Origin of the sequence: Aliikangiella marina (assembly GCF_007004765.1) — a bacterium.
GTDB lineage: Bacteria > Pseudomonadota > Gammaproteobacteria > Enterobacterales > Kangiellaceae > Aliikangiella > Aliikangiella marina.
In genome coordinates this window covers 510,564-530,652 of the sequence record NZ_VIKR01000003.1, presented here as the reverse complement: position 1 = coordinate 530,652, position 20,089 = coordinate 510,564, and the positions used below count along the sequence as shown (strand labels likewise).

Annotated in this window: 11 protein-coding genes and 1 riboswitch; of the genes, 4 read left to right on the top strand and 7 right to left on the bottom strand. The window is 43.4% G+C overall.

Annotated elements, in window-relative coordinates:
- Window positions 1–290 precede the first annotated feature (290 nt).
- Window positions 291–998 carry a DNA/RNA nuclease SfsA gene (sfsA, locus tag FLL45_RS14240; protein WP_142942723.1) on the bottom strand — a complete coding sequence of 236 codons (708 nt, stop codon included), beginning with the start codon at window positions 996–998 and terminating at the stop codon, window positions 291–293.
- A gap of 250 nt (window positions 999–1,248) precedes the next feature.
- Here sfsA and FLL45_RS14235 point away from each other — a divergent pair, with 250 nt between their 5' ends.
- The 4 genes from FLL45_RS14235 to FLL45_RS14220 all read left to right on the top strand — a co-directional run bounded on the left by FLL45_RS14235 (window position 1,249) and on the right by FLL45_RS14220 (window position 5,347).
- The gene (locus FLL45_RS14235; protein ID WP_142942722.1) at window positions 1,249–1,581 is read left to right on the top strand and encodes a hypothetical protein; all 333 of its coding nucleotides are present in this window, start codon (window positions 1,249–1,251) and stop codon (window positions 1,579–1,581) included.
- A gap of 243 nt (window positions 1,582–1,824) precedes the next feature.
- Window positions 1,825–2,985, top strand: coding sequence for a methionine adenosyltransferase (gene metK, locus FLL45_RS14230; RefSeq protein ID WP_142942721.1), 1,161 nt, complete (start codon window positions 1,825–1,827; stop codon window positions 2,983–2,985).
- A 55-nt stretch (window positions 2,986–3,040) separates the two neighbouring features.
- Window positions 3,041–3,120: riboswitch (S-adenosyl-L-homocysteine riboswitch) on the top strand.
- Between the two features lie 14 nt (window positions 3,121–3,134).
- On the top strand, window positions 3,135–4,535 hold the full coding sequence (gene ahcY / locus FLL45_RS14225; RefSeq protein WP_142942720.1) for an adenosylhomocysteinase: 1,401 nt from the start codon (window positions 3,135–3,137) through the stop codon (window positions 4,533–4,535).
- Between the two features lie 86 nt (window positions 4,536–4,621).
- Window positions 4,622–5,347 (top strand): 16S rRNA (uracil(1498)-N(3))-methyltransferase, encoded by a 726-nt coding sequence (locus FLL45_RS14220; RefSeq protein WP_142942719.1) that lies wholly within the window; start codon window positions 4,622–4,624, stop codon window positions 5,345–5,347.
- A gap of 38 nt (window positions 5,348–5,385) precedes the next feature.
- Here FLL45_RS14220 and FLL45_RS14215 read toward each other — a convergent pair whose 3' ends face one another.
- The 6 genes from FLL45_RS14215 to FLL45_RS14190 form a co-directional block, all read right to left on the bottom strand.
- Complete coding sequence (locus tag FLL45_RS14215) at window positions 5,386–6,873, bottom strand: gluzincin family metallopeptidase (protein WP_142942718.1); 1,488 nt, start codon at window positions 6,871–6,873, stop codon at window positions 5,386–5,388.
- 138 nt (window positions 6,874–7,011) lie between these two features.
- Window positions 7,012–8,373: a DUF3482 domain-containing protein gene (locus FLL45_RS14210; RefSeq protein ID WP_142942717.1), complete on the bottom strand. Its 1,362-nt coding sequence runs from the start codon at window positions 8,371–8,373 to the stop codon at window positions 7,012–7,014.
- Entirely contained in the window at window positions 8,370–9,416 is a 1,047-nt protein-coding gene (locus FLL45_RS14205) for a DUF2868 domain-containing protein (RefSeq protein ID WP_185964469.1), read from the bottom strand. Before FLL45_RS14205 ends, FLL45_RS14210 begins: the two co-directional genes overlap by 4 nt.
- A 107-nt stretch (window positions 9,417–9,523) precedes the next feature.
- Entirely contained in the window at window positions 9,524–9,994 is a 471-nt protein-coding gene (locus FLL45_RS14200; protein WP_142942715.1) for a chemotaxis protein CheW, read from the bottom strand.
- Window positions 9,995–10,031: 37 nt separating this feature from the next.
- Entirely contained in the window at window positions 10,032–13,112 is a 3,081-nt protein-coding gene (locus FLL45_RS14195) for a chemotaxis protein CheB (protein WP_185964468.1), read from the bottom strand.
- Window positions 13,113–13,120: 8 nt separating this feature from the next.
- Entirely contained in the window at window positions 13,121–20,077 is a 6,957-nt protein-coding gene (locus tag FLL45_RS14190) for a hybrid sensor histidine kinase/response regulator (protein ID WP_142942713.1), read from the bottom strand.
- Window positions 20,078–20,089 lie beyond the last annotated feature (12 nt).

Sequence of the window (20,089 nt, the reverse complement as noted above, 5' to 3'; positions counted from 1 at the left end):
CTAAACAAAATTAGTAATTAGAAGTCATATTATCTCATTGATTAGTTATATTGATGCTTATGCAATCTTTTTATAGTATTTAAGCCTCAACAGCATAAGTTGAAGCTTTTCGCCCGCAATTAATTTGTTTTAGAGGTCAGCCTTGACTCTCTAAAACACCCTTTTATTTTCATAATTGAATAAAAACACCCAAATCTCATTTGGAGATTTAGGCTTTTCGTTTCTTCGCTTTTAATTTTTGTATTGTACTTAAACAGTAAGCTCGAAATTATAACCAAACGAGAAATATTTTATACCCGAAATACTACCCTTTTGGCTAACTCAATCGACCGGGGCGTGATTTTAGTGTTATAAGCTAAAACTTCAACACCAGAGTCCATTGCTTCAGCCAATAACTCCGCATATTTTGTATCAATATGTTTAGCCGGTTTAACCGAGTCAATTCCAGAATGTTGAACCAAAAAAAATAAAACCGCTCGGTGGCCCGCTTGTTTCATTTTTTGAAGCTCCCGAATGTGCTTTTGTCCTCTTGTCGTTACTGCGTCTGGGAAATACCCCACCCCATCTTCTTCCAGTAATGTCACATTTTTCACTTCTACAAATACTTTTTGATTATTTTTATCCGTTAATAAAATATCGATTCGACTATTTTCTTCACCGTACTTTACTTCTTTTTTTATTTCTATAAACTCGCCGAGTTCGGCTACTTTGCCATCTGAAATTCCCTCAAAAACAATATCATTGGCAAAATGTGTGTTAATGCCAATAAACTCTCCTCGTAAATTTTCGCTGAGCACCCAAGTATACCGATACTTTCTTTTGGGGTTTTCACTGTCTAGAACCCATGCAGTCCAACCTTCTTGCCAGCAATTTTTCATTGACCCGGTATTCGGACAGTGCACAGTCATTTCGCCTAGTTCAGGATGTATAACATCAGTTAAAAATCTTTTATATCGCTTTATTAGTTTTGTTGATTCTAGTGGTTTTGAAAAATTCATCACGTCACTTTTGTTTATTTTTGTATTCGCTTAATTTTTATAGGCTTTCCTATATTCGAGGTCAGACATTCTGGTGTATCGAATTAAAAATCTCCATTTAAACCTGACGAATATTATCAGGCATTACTCGTTATACTGATATTCAACTTTAATTTTAAAGAGCGCGATGAAGCAAACTCGACTTATTTACTCTCGCCTTAGTTTATTCTTTCAATGAGAATTACACATCTATCGTAGCTTATGGATCGGTATGTTCGGCTTTATTACATTAACCGTTTGTTCAAAAGAACTCTACTTAGCAGTCTACGAACCCTTGAACTTAAACATGCACATCGCATTTTTGTTCGTGGGCTTGTTCTTTTATCTCAATAGTTTATCAGTTACCTATGATAAAGCGCTATCCGCAATGACTGTTGTCAGTGCAGTTGGAATGCTAGCGAGCCTATATCAATCCTATATCGCGATACTCGAAAACGGCCAGTCCCTCAGTTCTTCAATGGCACTGATCATATACACTGGCGTCACCAGTTTTACGGGACTGTTGCACAAACGACGCGCAAAAAAGTGCTATTCAGCAATATAGTGCAGCGAACCAATTTATCACTTATTGCGTAAAAACTTTTGCTCAATGACTCGAATAAACATTGATAAAAAGCGATGATTTCATTGATATTGCCAATGCAATATCTTTTTACGTTTAAAATCCGTGAAATACCGCTGTTTTATCTGTACAATTGCGCTCAAATGGTAGCTAATAGACGTCTATACGGACATTCTAATTGCTAAATTACTGAATATAAACGATTCCCACCAGAGGTTTTTGCGAATGGCTGAATACTCCTTGTTTACTTCTGAATCAGTTTCAGAAGGCCACCCTGATAAAATCGCCGATCAAATATCCGACGCCGTTCTCGATGAAATTATTCGTCAAGATCCCTCAGCTCGTGTTGCTGTAGAGACAATGGTAAAAACAGGCATGGCGATTGTGGCGGGAGAGGTTACCACCAGTGCTTGGGTTGATTTAGAAGATGTCGTTCGTCAAACCATCTGCGATATTGGCTATACCAGTTCGGAAATGGGCTTCGACGGGCAAACCTGTGCAGTCATCAATGCCATTGGCAAGCAATCTCCTGACATCAACCAAGGCGTTGACCGAGAAAGTAAAGAAAAACAAGGTGCGGGCGACCAAGGCCTGATGTTTGGCTACGCCACCAACGAAACATCGGTATTGATGCCAGCGGCGATTACCTGGTCACATCAATTGGTCGAGCGCCAAGCAGAAGTAAGGAAAAATGGTACTCTTTCTTGGTTGAGACCCGATGCGAAAAGTCAGGTCACGCTTCGCTATGAGAATGGCAAGCCTGCTGCAATTGATGCCGTCGTCCTCTCGACTCAACATAATCCTGATGTGAGCCTCTCTGATCTTCAAGAGGCCGTGAGAGAGCTGATTATCAAACCGGTTTTGCCCGAAGCTCTTATTCATGCCGATACTAAGTTTCATATCAATCCAACCGGAAATTTTGTAATCGGTGGCCCTGTCGGAGACTGCGGACTCACCGGCCGAAAGATCATTGTTGATACCTATGGTGGTTCTGCCCACCATGGTGGCGGCGCATTTTCAGGAAAAGACCCATCAAAAGTTGATCGTTCTGCTGCTTACGCCGGACGATATGTTGCGAAAAACATCGTTGCAGCAGGTCTAGCTGATCGCTGCGAAATTCAAGTTTCTTACGCAATTGGTGTCGCCGAGCCCACTAGCATCAGTCTAAACACTTTTGGCACCGGCAAAGTCAGTGAAGAAAAACTGTCGCAATTAGTCGCCAAACATTTCGATCTAACGCCATTTGGAATTATCCAAATGCTTGACCTAATACGCCCTATCTACAAAAAAACCGCCGCTTATGGTCATTTTGGACGAGAAGACTCAGACTTTTCTTGGGAAAAAACCGACAGAGCAGAAGCACTTCGTGCCGATGCTGGGTTATAATTGATCTACAGATTACCTTTGGCCGTACTTGCTAATGGCAGTTACGGCCAACTGGCTAATTGAGGGGCGCTGCAGCGGGTTCTTCCGTCACGCTCAATTAGCCAGCCAAAAACTATTCAAGGGCGCTCTATTCAACTGGAGAGCATAAAATGTCAACTACCAATGACTTTTACGTCAAAGATCTATCTTTAGCAGAATGGGGTCGAAAAGAGATAGCTATCGCTGAGACCGAAATGCCGGGCTTAATGGCTATGCGTGAAGAGTTTGCTGCGAGTAAACCACTAAAAGGTGCTCGAATTGCAGGTTCACTTCACATGACGATTCAAACTGCCGTGCTAATCGAAACCTTAGTTGAACTCGGTGCAGATGTTCGCTGGGCTTCGTGTAACATTTACTCTACTCAAGACCATGCGGCAGCGGCTATCGCGGCTAAAGGTATCCCGGTTTTTGCTTACAAAGGCGAAACATTAGAGGAATACTGGCAATTTACCCACAATATTCTTGATTGGGGCAATGGCGAAACCGCCAACATGATTTTGGATGACGGTGGCGATGCTACTTTAGCCGTGATTCTTGGCCAAAAAGCTGCCAAAGACATCAGTGTTTTAGATAACCCAGGCAGCGAAGAAGAAACCTTCCTTTATGCATCGATCAAAAAACAGCTAGAGAAAGACGCCACTTTCTATGAACGTGCGAGCGCCAATATCCAAGGTGTTACCGAGGAGACAACCACCGGCGTTAACCGTCTTAATCAAATGGCTAAAGAAGGAACCTTGCCGTTCCCTGCGATTAACGTAAACGACTCTGTGACTAAATCGAAGTTTGATAATTTATACGGCTGTCGTGAATCATTGCTTGATGGTATCAAACGCGCAACCGATGTAATGATCGCCGGAAAAATAGCGGTTGTTTGTGGCTATGGCGACGTCGGTAAAGGCTGCGCGCAATCATTACGCGGACAAGGCGCGACAGTTTTTGTTACTGAAATTGATCCGATCTGCGCTCTACAAGCTGCAATGGAAGGTTACCGTGTCGTAACCGTTGAAGATGTTGTCAATCAAGCCGATATTTTTGTCACAACAACCGGTAACTTTGATGTTATCCGAAAAGAGCATATGGCAGAAATGAAAGACCAAGCAATCGTTTGTAACATTGGCCATTTTGACAATGAAATCCAAGTTGCAGAGATCAAAGACTTACAATGGGAAAATATCAAGCCGCAAGTCGACCATGTTATTTTCCCCGATGGTAAAAAAATCATCTTACTTGCAGAAGGCCGTTTGGTTAATCTTGGCTGTGCAACAGGGCATCCAAGCTTTGTTATGTCAGCTTCATTTACCAACCAGGTAATTGCACAAATGGAACTCTGGAATAATGGTGATGACTACACTACAGAAGTTTATGTATTACCAAAACACCTTGATGAAAAAGTCGCCCGTTTACACTTGACAAAAATCGGTGCCAAACTGACCGTGTTAAGTCAAGAGCAAGCTGACTATATCAATGTGGATGTGAATGGTCCATACAAGCCTGACCATTACCGCTACTAAAAAAGGTTTGAGTCACTCAAAGGCGGAATTTATTTCCGCCTTTTTTTTGCTTATTATTAAGTTGTAATCAACAGATCAGTTTGAACATGCGAATCCATCGATTTTATGCCCCAATTACTCTCGCCGTAAGGAACGAGCTTCCACTTCCAAAAGAAGCAAGCCATCATTGTATTCAGGTGCTCCGGTATAGTGTTGGTGATTCACTGATACTTTTTAACGGCGACGGTTTTGACTATATTGCAGAAATCACAGCGATTGAAAAGAAAAGTTGCGCGGTTACTATCACTGAAAAAATTAATCTGGAAAACGAGTCACCCATCAATATTCACTTGTTTCAGGGTATTGCGCGTGGAGACAAAATGGATTTAATTATTCAAAAAAGCGTGGAACTCGGCGTGAAGTATTTCACACCCATTTTCACCGAAAGAAGTAATGTTAAACTCGATAACAAACGACAAGAAAAGAAATTAGTGCATTGGCAAAATATTGCAATCAGTGCTTGTGAGCAATCGGGTCGAGCGATCGTTCCCAAGATAAACCCTCCGGTGCAAATCAAGAATTTGCCGGGGGATGAAAATACACTGCACCTCATACTCGAGCCTACTGCAACCTCGCGTATTACCGATCTCCCAAAAACAAAAAACATCGCAGTTTACATTGGTCCAGAAGGCGGTTTTTCACCTTCTGACTTGGACAAACTGAAATCAATCGGCGCGCTCGGAATTAGATTAGGCCCAAGAGTTTTAAGGACAGAAACAGCTGGGCTCGCCACCATTGCGATCCTTCAAACCACTTTCGGAGATTTAAGTTAAATATCGCGTTGTTTAACTATTCTTAAGTTGACAAGTGACTAGCGTTCGCCGACTTGTTCTTGTCGAGTGCTATCAACCATTTTAGGGTTTAGCAGAATTGATTCTCGTAATGCTTGACCGGTTTGAGTTTCGATTTTCACTTGTCCTTCTTTCGCTGTTATACCCAGTTTCGCATAAGCTGATTCAAAATCCGGAAACTCATAACTGTAAGCAATTTGAGAATAGAGTTGACTAAAAATTTGCGAGTCGGATAACTCATCAAGTTTCTTTGAAAGTTGAACTCCTGTCCATTCTTGGGTGGACTGAATACAACATTGGTTCAATTTGGCCAATAGCTTGGGCAAGTCCATCTCCCCATTGGTTTTTTCTCGCAATTGTATATCCGCCAAAAAGAAGTAAACGGCACCACTCCAGTAAATCCGCTTGGTACGTCCGCTACCACCACCGCGCCGTCGGTTTTTGACAGTGTCGACCAGCTGCTCTTTTGAAGTTGACACTGTGCCGCGGAGTCCACGCTCAAAGCCCTCGTATAAACGCTGCCAGGTTTGCTTATGAGTGAGATGGTTGTCTTGCGCCATCAGAACATATTGTAAGTAAGAAGCAAGCCCTTCAGACAGCCATATATCTCTGTATTTTACATTAGGAATCAACAGGTGACCGAACTCGTGTGTCACTGTCCAGTCGCGATAAAAATCTTCGATTTTACGCTCGCTGGCAACAACCAAAATGATACCAAATCCGCTCCCACGCTTCACTTCTCCCCAAGGCACAGGGCTTCGATAACTTTTGCGACTTTGGAGCATCACAACTTGCAATTGATCCAGTGGAAACTTACCTAAATAACGCCCCAAAGATTCACCGGTATCTTTGACCCATTGAACCAAGTTATCTTTTTGTTTTACATTGTCCATAATGGCAATATTGAGCTTACCGCCGCTTTGTAGAGAAACTTGTCTGAGATCAAATTCTCCAATAACCACGGTAAAACCCCAATCTTGAGGAAGTTTGCCAACAACAAAGTGTTTACCCTTTGTATCCATCATCTTCCATGGCGCTGACACTCGGTAACTTTCCGGTAAATCAAATTTTATTTCAACTTCTTCGTCTGACTTAATTTTCTCCGGTAACCATAACCAGGTATTTTCCGAAAAATAACTCAGCGCTTCATTTTTTACATTGGCTCTGCGTTTGCGTTTGTGATCACTGATATTAACTTTATAGTCTATACAAGCGTTATCAGCGAGCGACTTAGTTTTCCAATAACGCCCTTCAAATTCAATATAACCATCCTTTGTTTCTGGAATTTGTATGAGATTTTTTGTCGCTTTACGATAATCAACAATCAAATACTCCGGCACCTTGCCATCAAAGCAGATGTTGACAGCAGCATAAGTCAATTCTGGGTTAATTTTAATTTGATAGGTGTGAGTGCGCACCGCTTTTGACTCAGCGGGAACTGAATAAATCACAACAAAGCTAGCAAGCAAAGCCAGTATGAGTTTACTGATTGTGGAATGGTATGGCATGTTTTGCGGTTAACAACTAACGCGACTGTCGGAACGATATCATTCACATAGACTAGGCAATCGATACAAGTTCGTCGACTGATTAATTGTAACGGAATCCTTCGGCTTGCAATAAAAAACCAAACACTCTTTAATGATTCACTCACTAAATAGTGGCGCTAGCGTTTTGTCTAAGTCTTCAACAACTTTTTGCTTCGATAGCTTTTCGCATACTTGATGTATGGCTTTTTTTTGTGAGCTTTCCAGCTGATCAATTTGTAATTGTAACGCTTTAGGATTAACCGTTAGAGTGTCTCTAACGGCATGATTTCTTCGACTAATTTGTTGATACAAAAACAAAAAACGCCCAATTATCACATAAGGAAAGTTGCGATTGCTGATTGGCCCATATGAAGCCTCATACCCGCCAAGCGGTAATCCTTTTAGCTTTATTTCAAGTAGCTTGTCTGCGCCAAACCAAGCGGTACCGCCGCCCAGAATTCCGCCGCCTATAGCCCCTAGCATGAAACTCGACCCAGCCACCACCAAATCAGCGGCAGCCCCTGCTGCCATTCCCGCCACCGCAGCTGCTGCGACTAATTGCTTTTTGTTGAGTCCCCAAGCGTACCATTGTTCACAATCGAATAAGTCGGGAGGAAGTTCTAACTGATCAATTTCTAATGGCGTATGGAAATGCTGGTACAAGGCAAACAACTTTTCGATGGCTTTGCGCTCTGTCGCTTTCATCCAGTTTTGATAAGTTTCAACCAATATCGGTTGAATTGTCTCGGCTTGTGCTTGATCCAACACTTTTTGCGACGCTCTAAAGTCACACAAATCTTGCAATAAACGCGCTAAAATAATCGCAGCTCTTTGGCGCTGAGTTTGCCTTGCGCGTTTAAGATCGGCAGTGAGATTTTCAATATTGTTCGACCATTCGGGATTTAGGTGAGCAAAAGTTGTTAACAACTCAATTTGCGCTGCAAACTCGGCGAGCATCGGATTAAACACCCTGACAGTTTTAAAATATTGCGCTAGTGCACTACTCCATTCATCCACATAATCATTCCCTTCAATTGGATTGATGAGCGCCATACTGGGTCGCCCCGTCCATCGTAAGATTTCCATTTCAGATTCATATTCAGCGCCATAAGGTCGTGAACCATCGACAACATATAAAATTGCCGCACCGTCAATAACGGGTTTGAGTAGCTGTACTTCATCAGGAAAATTCTCCTGGCAGTTTGAATCTGATACAAATTCGGCAACCGCCGCAGCTCTTTGGTCCGCACTGTTAGCTCTTTGTTTTAACCATTTTAATACTTGAGTCGGCCGCTGAAAGCCAGGCGTATCAATTAGCTCATAACCAGCATTTTCGGTTTCAATTCGAACACGATTGGCTTCAACGGTTGTTCCGCTTTGTGGTGAAATCAAAATTTCATCATTTCTTGCGAGTGTAGAAACAATCGAAGACTTACCTTTATTGGGATGACCAATTACGGCAAATGCAGCGCGCTTCACGAGGACGTCTCCGAGTGAACATAATCTGTAGGTAGTAAAGAATTCGGCAAATATACTTGCCAATTTTTATGCTTGGCAACAAAGCGACGCCATTCGTCTAGGTGGTTTTGATTTACCTTTGTTAATTGATTTTGTTTCCAATCTAATGGCCAAATAAAACCCGAGCCGTTTATCATGAAATCCGACAATTCTCCAAGCGGAGGTTCCCAGGCTTTGACTAGGATAACCTGCTCACCTTGCCATCTTGCTGCGAAGCCTCTTTCTTGCTCACTTGCGAGCGGACCAGCATTCATCAAATTATCCATTCTCATGCCATGATTGACGGAAGTTAGTAATTCTAATTCTGCACCAGCCCAGTTATTGACGGCAAGCCAATGAGGAATTTCATGAACTAAAGGTGCATACTCTAAGTTTTCTTGCCTTACGGTGCTAGAAAATATTTCAGAAGAAAGCTGATTGGTAAAATCACTACGTTGTTTGACTTTGTAGAGCTGAAACACAACAATCAACAACCCAGTTCGTAAAACGACACAATAAAATAGCTGAGTGGCGAGAACAAAAGGCCACCAAGCAGCATATAAATTTGCTGACGAATGACTACCATTGATTCTACTGTCTTGAGTCATCTGCAAAAGTTCCAATGATGGCTGAGCGCTTTGCCAAAAGCTCCAAGGTGATGCCCAAAATTCCAAAACGGGTAACATATCGGCAGCATCTAAAATGGTACTTCGCCAAACGAAATTTATATCAGTCGCGATCAGAAGCATAAAAAAGGTGGCTAAACTCGCCAACGAAAACCCCAATGCCGCCGCCTGACTTTGAAAAAATAACCAATGTTTGTCCAAACTACATTGTGCAAGTCGATGGAGCCGTTGCTGAATACTGTGCCCCCACAATGGCGCGGCCAAAGCGAGCCTTGCCAAATTTATTCCTTTACCCTTAATTAACGACAACAAAGAAACAAGCAGGCTCACAATAGGCAACAGCAAATAGATGAGAAGTAAATAGAGTAAATTAACGCGCCCTTGTGCATCGCCGCTCAAGACACTCCAAGAAAGAAAAAATCCAAGTCCTGTGCCAATTGCAATAATTGGCCAGAACAGTTTTAGCTGTGAATCAGGGGTATTGGTGTCGATTGGTCAATCTACTTTTAGGCTTCACGGCGCGCGGAGACAATCATCTCTTCTAAAGAATCTAAATCAGGTATAGCGGCACTGATGTTATCCACTGTGACATGCATTTTTTCAGCCGCAGACACAGGTCGATCTTCGATCTTAATGTTTTCAGGATTAACATGGGACAGTCGAGGGATTCCTTGTACAACGATCGCAATATAAGGTAGATCTCGATTTTGATTCAGCGTATGTGCAACAGCAACACGAGATCGTTTGTTTGCTTGAGGATCTTCTTCGCCGCGAATAACATCGATTGAAATCAATGGGATCTCTTGCCCTCGCCAATACAAATGCCCCAAAAACCAAGCGGGTTTGTCTTGCATATTTTGAAACAACTCAACGTTACTAAAGGGAACGATTTCGGCCACATTAGAGTTAGGCAATAAAATGTTGCCTTGAACCGTTGGAATCATCAAGCTATATACTTCTTGTAACTCTTCAGCCATAATTTTCTCTCACTTTCGTTTAACTGACTTTCACGCATCAGCCAGCCATTGTAACTGAACCTTTTAACTCAGCGACAAGTTTTTCTGCCAATTGCTCTGGGGTGCCTATAAAATCAGCCTCTCCGTTATTGATAACCGACTCGGGCATCGAAGGATTAGCGCAAGTGTCAGTAGATTGTGCCCAAACTTGCCCTCCGGCTTGGCGCATTTTTTTCGCACCATTTAAACCGTCTTCACCCATACCACTAAAAATGATCGCTCCAGACAAATCACCATAAACAGAACTCACGGCTTCAATGACATCATTAATGCAAGGCGAATAGGGTGCGCTCCATTTCTGTGAATGATCGACCAACATCGATCCATCTTGCAAAAATACAAGCTTGCCTTTTAATGGTGCCAAGTAAACATTACCGGGATTCATATCATTGCTTCCTTGGGCAACAGACACCGTGAACTGACTACTGTTTGTTAGAATTTCGGCAAGCACCGGCAAGAAATTTTCATCGATATGTTGCGCGATTATGAAACTTGCATTGATATCTGCCGGAACCGCATTTAAAAACCGCTTCACCGCAGCTGGTCCGCCAAGAGAAGCGCCAATAACCCAGCATGGTGTATATCGCGTTTCATATTTGGGTTCTATTTTTTCCTCAAACTCAATATTTCCTGCGGTTTCATCGAGCATGGGAATTTCAAATGTCTGCGGCTCATCATCTGATGAAAGCGATGTGAAATCAAAACCTGAATCGGTGGGTTCTTCAACGGGATCGACTACAAAACCGTCTTCAAAACTATCTTCAGTCAGTAAATCTTCTACTTCAGGCTCGACCGTGTCGAGCTTAAAATTATCGCTCGTGCTGTCTATCAAAGACTCTTGCAAATCGTCGTCTAGCAAAACTTCATCGTCGCCAATAGAAGGTTCGATCTTTTGCGCTTCGACTAAATTGTTGTTCTCTACAGTATTCTCTGTAGCGCTCTCTGTAGTTTCCTCAACTAATTTATCCAGTTCAACAGCTTCGGCCGATAGCGCTACGCTATCCTGGTGGGAAACTAAGTCATCACCTAAAGCTTCTCGAGCAATATCTTTGATCAAATCTTCATCGAGCTCAATCCCCGATGAAATCTCCGCGTCCAAAATATCTTGATGAGAAGGTGTGTCATCGAGTGACATTTCTTCTTCCGGTAAAAGGTTGTCTTCTGATGACAGCGCTTCACCCGCTAAATCTTCGTTAAGCTCTAACGCTGAACCATTTAAATCAGTCGTTTCTTCGATGTCGAGCTGAAACTCATCTGGCGCACTAGAGTCTTCCATCCCTTCTAAGTCGAAATCAAACTCCATTTCTTGGTCAGCTTGATTCTCGACTGCGTCATCTAAATCACTAACAATTGGCTCGGCCACCTGTTCGGCTTCTTCATCCAGTGCACTTAACCATTCAGGTTTCGCCTCTTCATCAATCGCTTCTAGGCTTAGCCCTCCGGCTTCATCTTCTGGACTCGAATCGAGTGTTTCTGACAACTCTGCGGCTTGCTCTTCAATAACCTCAGGTTCTTCATCAATAAATACTGCCCGTCCCGTGTTAATTTGTTCCTCTGGTAGCGCCTCTAACGATAATCCGCCATCATCCTCTTCGGTTTCTTCGGCTTTAGGCTGGTTGGTATTAATGTCTGTTCCATCAGGCACCAAATCTTCATCATCAATAACGTATTGAGCTTTACCTGAAATTGGTTGATTAGACGAATCATCGTCGATACTCTCAAGCTCTAAACCACCAGTATTAAGTTCCGGCTCTTCATCTTGAGAACTATCCAACTCTGGTAATTCAATTTCAGCCTGTCGTTGGGAGTCTCCTTGCTCTATAGCTTCTAGCTCAAGTCCACCAGCTTCCAACTCAAAGCTTGACTCATCTTCAGACTGAGACTCAATGAATAATTCATCATCTTCTTGAAGCAAATTGGATTCGAGCGATTCTTTCTCAATCGAAACAGTTTCAAGAGAGTCGGTTTCCAATGATATCGGCTCTAAAGAGAGTTCTTCTACTTCTTCATCTAACTCTAATTCAAAACTCAGACTATCTTGTGAAGAAAGGGCATTTTCTGGCTTTACTTCTTCAACCCTAAGTCGAGAATCATCAGTTTCAACCTCTAATAAACCAGAAGACTCATGTTCCAATGACTCGTCGAGAGGCAGCGCAATATCATCGAGCGGATCGGCTGTATTTGCTTCGGCTTCGCCGTTAGCCATTTCTGGAACGTCATCTAAGCGAGCAGTCGTTAATTCAGGCTCAAGTTGGTCAACCTCGTCATCGAGCGCTAGCGAAAAATCATCTAGTACTAGTTCAGAATCAGATTCCGCAAAGTCTTCCAATGAATCATCGACTTCAATATCAAGATCCAAGTTTTCCTCTGGTTCTGGTTCTGGTTCTGGTTCTGGTTCTGGTTCTGGTTCTGGTTCTGGTTCTGGTTCTGAATGAGATTCTAGCACTACTGCATCGGCATTGGTCTCTGACTCCAAGCTGATTTCGTTTATATCTGACGGCGATTCGTTAAGCACCGGAGAAATACTTTCGAGCTCTGAGACCAGTTCAGCAGCAACATCTTGAGGCAAATCTCGAGTTGACACCTCTAAATCTTCAAGTGACTGACTTAATGGCGTATCACTCTCGGGTACGCTAGCGACATCAGTTTCTAACTCCGTTTCGCTAGCCGTTGCTATTTCTTCACTTGGGTTTTCTTCGCTAAGTGTGTCTTCAACGCTAGCTTCAGCGGCAGGTTCTTCAGCAGAGGCATCCGGTTCAAGACCGGTAATTTCATATAAACGGGTGATTAAATTTTTGCACCAGAATTCCGGGTGCGCTTGCTTGGTTAGAGTTCCCGGTTCATTAAAATAGACCGGAATCTCCGATTCATCGAGGAGGTGGTCAACCGAGTCGTCCCATGAATCGTCATCAACACTCAATAACCATACGTGAATTGCTTCATCCGATACATGCTCGTCAGCAATTTGTTCTGGAGTTAAGTTGTGGGTAACTTCCGCGCCGTTCTCGACGAGTAAAGAGGCTAATTGAACACTCTCATCACTCGCCGGCGATACCAACCCTATTTTTAAACCACTCACTTTCTTCCTCAGGATCGTTTAGGCAATAAGGCTGAAATCGATTCTAGAAGGTCTACTTCATTATAAGGTTTACCCATATACTGATTGACCCCGATTTGTTCGGCTCGCTCTCTATGTTTCTCACCTGTACGTGATGTAATCATAATGATCGGCAAGTCTTTAAGCGCCTGGTCATGTCGGATAATTGTTGCTAATTCGAAACCATCCATACGCGGCATTTCGATATCCAGTAACATTACATCCGGTTTTTGTTCACCCAAAACGGTTAACGCATCGACACCGTCTTTCGCGGTAATTACTTCAAAATCATGCCGCTCTAGCAAACGCGTAGTAACTTTTCTCACCGTAATCGAGTCATCGACCACCATCACTTTTGGTACACCAATATCTTCAACTTCAACAACAGAAACATCTCCCGCCTCTGCTGTCGTTGTAACATCAATTCGGCGTATCAAGGCAGGCATATCAAGAATTAGAACAACCCGACCATCACCAAGAATCGTTGCACCAGACAGTCCACTAATGGAACTGAGCTGACTACCAATTGATTTTACAACAATCTCACGACTACCCAACAAGTCATCAACTTGCAAGGCAGTTGGATGATCCGCGCCATGCAGTAACAAAACAGGTAAAGGTTGTGTTACCCCCTGTAAGTTAGCAGATGATTGATGGTCCAATATTTGCCCTAAGTAATACATTGAATAATCGATACCTGCATACTCAAACGCAGATCCTGGATTGTTGTAATATTCTTCTAGTTCAAACGGACTAACTCTCACAATACCTTCAATATTGGATAGCGGTATCGCATAAACATCATCACTGATTTGTACCATCAATGCATGGTTTACCGACATGGTAAACGGTAACTTAACGGTAAACGTTGTACCCGATCCTTGAATCGAATCAATTTCAATAATTCCACCGAGCTGTTTGATTTCACTCGCCACAACGTCCATTCCAACCCCACGGCCAGAAATTTGCGTGACCTTTTCGGCGGTACTAAAGCCTGCTTCCAAAATCAATTGTTGTAACTCATGATCGCTCAGTACTGACTGATCGTTAATTAACCCTTTTTCAATCGCTTTATGGCGAATAGCTTGTAAATTTAACCCACGACCATCGTCTTGGATCTTAATAAATACTTCATTCCCTTCACGGTACATCGAAATCTTCACGCTACCTGTTTCAGGCTTTTGCGCTGCCACTCGCTCTTCGGGAGGCTCAACACCATGGTCCATCGCGTTACGCAGCATGTGTTCTAACGGCGCAATCATTCTCTCGAGTACGGTTCTATCCATCTCACCATCTGCACTGATGGAAAGTTCGATGGTTTTCCCCAACTCGGTGCTGATCTGACGAACCATTCGGCGTAATCGAGGTACCAAACTCTCAAACGGAATCATCCGAGTACGCATTAAGCTCTCTTGCATTTCGGTCGCTACGCGTCCTTGTTGAAGCAATAGTGTTTCCGAATCAGCGGTTAACATATCGAGTGTTTCTTTTAAGCTTAACAAGTCGACTGCGGATTCACTGAGGCCTCGTGTTAATTCCTGCTGACGCGTATATCGGTCCATCTCCAAAGGATCAAAGTCTTCGTAATCAACACCACCCGATATTTCTCGGCGATAGGAAATTTGCGCATCTGTCTCAATGTCGAGATTACGTAACTGCTCACGCAAACGCTCAACCGTCGACGTCATCTCTTCGAGGTTGTATCGTAATACAGACATTTGCTGCTCGAGACGCGCTCTAAATATTGACGTTTCGCCCGCTAGGTTTACCAGATTTTCAAGTTGATTAGAGGTTACACGAACCACATCTTGTGTTGCTGGCGCTTTTTGCTTAGCTTCTTCTTGCTGTTGTTTCTTGGCTTCAAAAGAAACAACATCTGCAGATTTTTTAGTTTCTGTCTCAGCTGTTTCTTGTTCGAGTAACGTCTCGACTATCTCTTCAACGGGTTTATCTGCAACAGCTTCTTGTTCTGAGACATCTCCCAATGTTCCGTTTTTAATGAGTGACTCGAGTTGCTGCATAAACTGTGTCGGTTTTGTCATTTGACGTTGGTTACGTACTTCATTAACCAGATTTTCAATGACATCGTAGCCTTGCAGCATGAAATCAACACTTTGTTGATTGGGTTTAAACTCTCCGCTATTGACTTTCTCGAAGTAGGTTTCCATTTCATGGGTTAAATCCCCGAGAATGACTAAGTCAGAAAGACGCGCACCACCTTTGAAAGTATGCAGTGTTCTTTGGAGTAAATCGATTGCGTCCTTGTTATCATGAGACTCTGACCAGTCGTGGAGAGATTCATCCAAAGCGACCAATAATTCGTCCGCTTCTTCTAAATATATTTCTAGTACTTCTTCGCCATCTTCATCCAGCTCAACTTGATGAACATCACCGGTAACAACGACTGGCGCGGCAGGCGCGATCGTATCTTCAACAACGACCTCAGTAGTAGAGTCAGCCTCAGCTTGCGCGACCAACTCTGCCTGATAGTCAGAGTCCTCCGCAACCTCGCTTATCATTGGCGCGGACATCTCTTCAGTTTCAACTCGAGGCTCTTCCGGCATTGAATCTTCAACAACCGACTCTTCTGCGAATGATTCCTCAATGTAAGGCTCTTCCGCGACGAGTTCTTGTTCAAGAGGCTCTTCTGCAACCGACTCTTCCGCAAATTCAGCCGTCATCGCTTCTTCATCTGCGGTTTCAATTGAGGCTTCTTCACTGTCCTCATGCGACTCTAAGAGCGATTCTTGATCTGTCGCATCTGTGGTTTCTAATGCTTCTATTTCTTCCGCCGTTTCAGACTCTGACAGGAGTTCTTCGTCTGGCGTTCCGAATTCAAATGCTTCTTCTTCCTCTGGTTGAGCGGCCTCAATCTCGCTCACTTCTAACGACTCAGTCTCAGCGACGAACTCAGGAATCTCCTCGCTCGTTTCTACTGAGGGCTCATCAAAAGTAATTTCTGGTAAATCGGCGACGGTCTCTTCAGTTACGGTTTCATCAATCGTAGGAATTTCTTCTTCCGTCAATTCTTCCGGTAATTGAATTTGAATTTCTTCTGCTGACTCAGGAATACCTTCGACTATGGACTCTTCATCAAGGAAAGGAATTTCGCCCTCTGTATCAGATTGAGGTTGTTGCTCTAATTCAAGCGAGTCTTCCAGTACCGGAATTTCATATTCGTCTTCAACCAGTGCCGACTCATCAAGTCCCATTTCTACAAATTCTTCGGTATCAGTTGCTTCGTCGGCCAATTCGAACTCGTCGGACTCAACCTCTGGTAAAGCCATAGACTCTTCAGCGGCTAAAGTATCCGTTTCAAGTGACTCTAACTCTAACTCTGGCTCAGCTACTTCGACTACAGATGGAGCAGACTCAGGCTCAGGTGCAGGCACAGTATCTGGTGATAAGAAGTGACGGATTTCTTGGATTTCTCTGGTTGGCTCTAAGGGCCAACGGAGAGTCTTCAACTCTGCAATCATTGAATCCAATTTGTCCGTTGTTTTCGACACGATGCCATAATCTTTTTCCGACACTTCACGACCGAAATCGACAACTGTATTGAACATATCCTCCGCAGCATATCCGAGTTCACCAATACTCATCGCACCGGCCATTCTCGAACTACCTTTTAGGGTATGATAAATACGACGGAGCTCACCGTTGATCTCTTTGCTGTTGAGGTTATCTTTCCAGCGCGCCAACAGATCTCGCGCCATTTCGATAAGCTCTTCGCCCTCTTCTACAAAAAGCTCTACCAGTTCAACATCCATATCCTCCGGCGCAGAAGCCATACCAGCAGACTCTATCCATTGAGAAACTTTGTCGACTAATGCTTGTGGTGACTGTAAGTTTTCTTCTGACGCGAGGCGATTAAGCATACTGTTCAGCCCGTCAACGACTTCGTTGAACAGGTCATTGACCTCGCCACTTAAGTTTCCATGACCGGCAACAAAATTGGCTAAATCAACCCCTAACTTCGCGAGCGATTCTAGCTCATCGATAGCCAACATTTTGGCGCCTTGCCAAAACGCTTGAAGCTCTTTGCTGATTGAGTCTTTTAATGTCTGATTATCTAATTGCTCACCCAATGATTCGTTGAGCTTACTAACCTCATGAAGGATATCTAAACCTTCGGTAAGGAATATTGAGACAAACTGTTGATCACGCTGTTTGACATCGGCACCAGAATCTCCAGCAACCGCTTTTAAATCCAATACGCGTTGCTGTAGCGCGGAAGATTGTGCAACATCCGGCGTTTCTCCGGCTTTTAACTTAGCAAGCGTCTCACCTAAATAACTTTGAGTATCTCTTAATAAACTGATAGCTGGCTGTTCAAATCGTTGATTACTGCCTTTGACTAAACGGGCATGTTTTTCCCAGGGTCCGGTCAAGGCGGCGATTGAATCAACGCCTGCCATATGCGCGCTACCTTTGAGCGTATGTAAAGCGCGAATCAGTTCGTCAGTAACACCAATTGAACCTTCTGCAGGCGCTGCCGCTAAAAACTCAGTGATCGACTCTAAATGTCCATCCGCTTCTGCAGTAAAGATTTCCAGCAATACTGGATCAATTGATTCTTCCTGAGCACTCTCTTCGACTTCTGGAGCTTGGGTCGTTTCTGCTGCAGTCTGATACACAAATTCAGATATTGGTTTACCCGCAGAAATGTGTTCTGCTTTCGCGATAACTTGTTGATAATCAACTTCAATCGGTTGTTGTTTTGAAAATGCATCGACCATTGCAGGAAGCAACGAGAAAGCTTCATTAAGCGTTGAGGTGACTGGCGTTTCCGCCGGTACCGATTCCTCTATGACCTTATTGAGCATATTTTCAATTGCCCAACTAAATTCACCTATCGTACTCGCGCCAACTAACCGGCCGCTGCCTTTCAAAGTGTGGAATGAGCGGCGGATGGTTGTTAATGCGTCCTCGTCTTGCGGGTTGTTGATCCAGCGAGGTAACATTTCTTCAATCGTTTCAATTTCTTCTTCCGCTTCCTCCAAGAAGATCTCGAGCACTTCATCATCAATTAAAGTTTCGTCGACTTCTTTTTCCGCAGCAGGAGTCATAATGGGTATAACTTCTGCCGTTTCTTGGGTCACGACCTCAGCTGGCGCTTGCTCTTGATGAGCTTCACTTGCTTCCTGCTGTGCTAATGTTTGCTCAACTTCTTCTAAACTTGGAATATTTTCTGCTGGCGCAATGACTTCCGCAGCCTTCTCAACTACCGGCATTTCTCTCAGCGCAGCGGTCAACGTATCAATACTTTTTTGAGCGCCTTTCAATATCGAACCGACTCCGCGATGAGAGCCTTCTTCAGAAGCTTCTAAGTAATACTCGACACTTGTGACAACATCAGCAAGCGCATCTAAGAGTTCTTCTTTAGGTTGAATATCAATTGCAATAATTCTTTGCTCAATAAACTCTTTAGCGGTTTGCAGAATTTCCGCAGCCTTATCAAACTGAACAATTCTAACGCCGCCTAGCACTTCATCGAGCAATTTGGGTACGTCTTCTAACGCTGAACGGTCGAAACCTGATGCTATGTAATTGATCATGCTATCTTTTGCCGACTGCATCGACTTACGAGCAACTTTAATCAACGCAAAGGTCGCTTCATCTACCTGCGACTCTTTCGCCATGTCTTCGCTTCGCTCACTTGACTCAGCTTCATCTGCCGCCTCTTCTTTCATTTCGAGGTTGACATTTTTAAGGTTTGCTTCGACAAACAATAATGCGCCAGCAATGTCCATTACTACCGCATCATCAGGCAAACTATTTAGATCAATAAGTTTCTGGATACTGCGGATTTGTTGGCGAACCACATCACGAGGGATGGCAAGTTCAAGGAGTGTCAATGTATCCGAAATACGGTTTAGACTATCGACTAAATTTTGTAATGACGAGGGATCCTTGGCTTGAGCACGGACAAATAAATCAAGCTGGTCTTTAAGACTTGCAATTTCTTCATTTATCGCATCGACAACATTAGTAACCGCCGTTGAATCTGGACGGGCCAATCGTTGTTGGCTTTCTTGAACCTGTTCACTGTCGACAAGATTTGATTCAAGATCGAACTCGCTTTTTAAAGCTTGTACACGCTCATTGCGAGACTTTGAACGGGCAACATAATATAAGAGTTGTGACAACAAAGATTCAGGAATTTTATCTTCGAGTGCACTTGAACCTTGGTCAGACAGTCGCTTGATTTGCTTGTCGACTTGGGCCAGTAATTGGTGTACTTCTTTTTTCTTGTACTGACCACCTTCGGCAATCGAGAAAATAAAGCCATCGGCCACCCACCAAAGACGGGCAACAGAGTGTCCCTCAGTTAGCGCTTCCAGGCGTAATAAAACCTTGTGGATTCTCGATAAGCATTCTTTAACCGATTGACCTCGAATTAACCCGGTCAAACCTTTCTGATAATGCGCTCTCAGTTTCTTTGCATTCTCTTGAAACGCTGAAGTTTTATCTTGTTCCGAAACTTTTTCAACAGCTTTCGGCGGCAGTACATCCATACTACCAGCGCTAAATAATTCTCTTTCTTCTAATGCAGTCAGCCCACTGGCTGAACGTAATTCATTAATTAACGGAAGCAATACGACAGGGATATCTTTTTGTCCCTCTTCAACGCGTTGCAAATACCCGGGCATTTGTAGTAAAGCGCGCATCAAAACTTCAAAAGAAGACTCAACGGCAACTCCAGTATCATTCGACATTTTGTCCGCAAGATATTCCATTTCTTGCGCAAGTCTCGCGGCACCAGAAAACTCCAACATTTGCAACGTACCTTGTACTTGATGCAAACAATTGATACAAAACTGAATTTGAGTCTGGTCTTGCGTATCTTCCGCAAAATTCTCCAGCCCCTGACGTGCTTGGTCGAGAGTATTATTGATTTCTTTTCTGACCCAGCTCAAAGCCAATTGGTCATAATTGTCTGTCATGACTACTCCGTC

Bases quoted from the DNA above. Each gene is read 5' to 3' on its own strand.
- sfsA (WP_142942723.1), bottom strand. From the start codon at position 998: ATGAATTTTTCAAAACCACTAGAATCAACAAAACTAATAAAGCGATAT.
- FLL45_RS14235 (WP_142942722.1), top strand. From the start codon at position 1,249: ATGTTCGGCTTTATTACATTAACCGTTTGTTCAAAAGAACTCTACTTA.
- metK (WP_142942721.1), top strand. From the start codon at position 1,825: ATGGCTGAATACTCCTTGTTTACTTCTGAATCAGTTTCAGAAGGCCAC.
- ahcY (WP_142942720.1), top strand. From the start codon at position 3,135: ATGTCAACTACCAATGACTTTTACGTCAAAGATCTATCTTTAGCAGAA.
- FLL45_RS14220 (WP_142942719.1), top strand. From the start codon at position 4,622: ATGCGAATCCATCGATTTTATGCCCCAATTACTCTCGCCGTAAGGAAC.
- FLL45_RS14215 (WP_142942718.1), bottom strand. From the start codon at position 6,873: ATGCCATACCATTCCACAATCAGTAAACTCATACTGGCTTTGCTTGCT.
- FLL45_RS14200 (WP_142942715.1), bottom strand. From the start codon at position 9,994: ATGGCTGAAGAGTTACAAGAAGTATATAGCTTGATGATTCCAACGGTT.
- FLL45_RS14190 (WP_142942713.1), bottom strand. From the start codon at position 20,077: ATGACAGACAATTATGACCAATTGGCTTTGAGCTGGGTCAGAAAAGAA.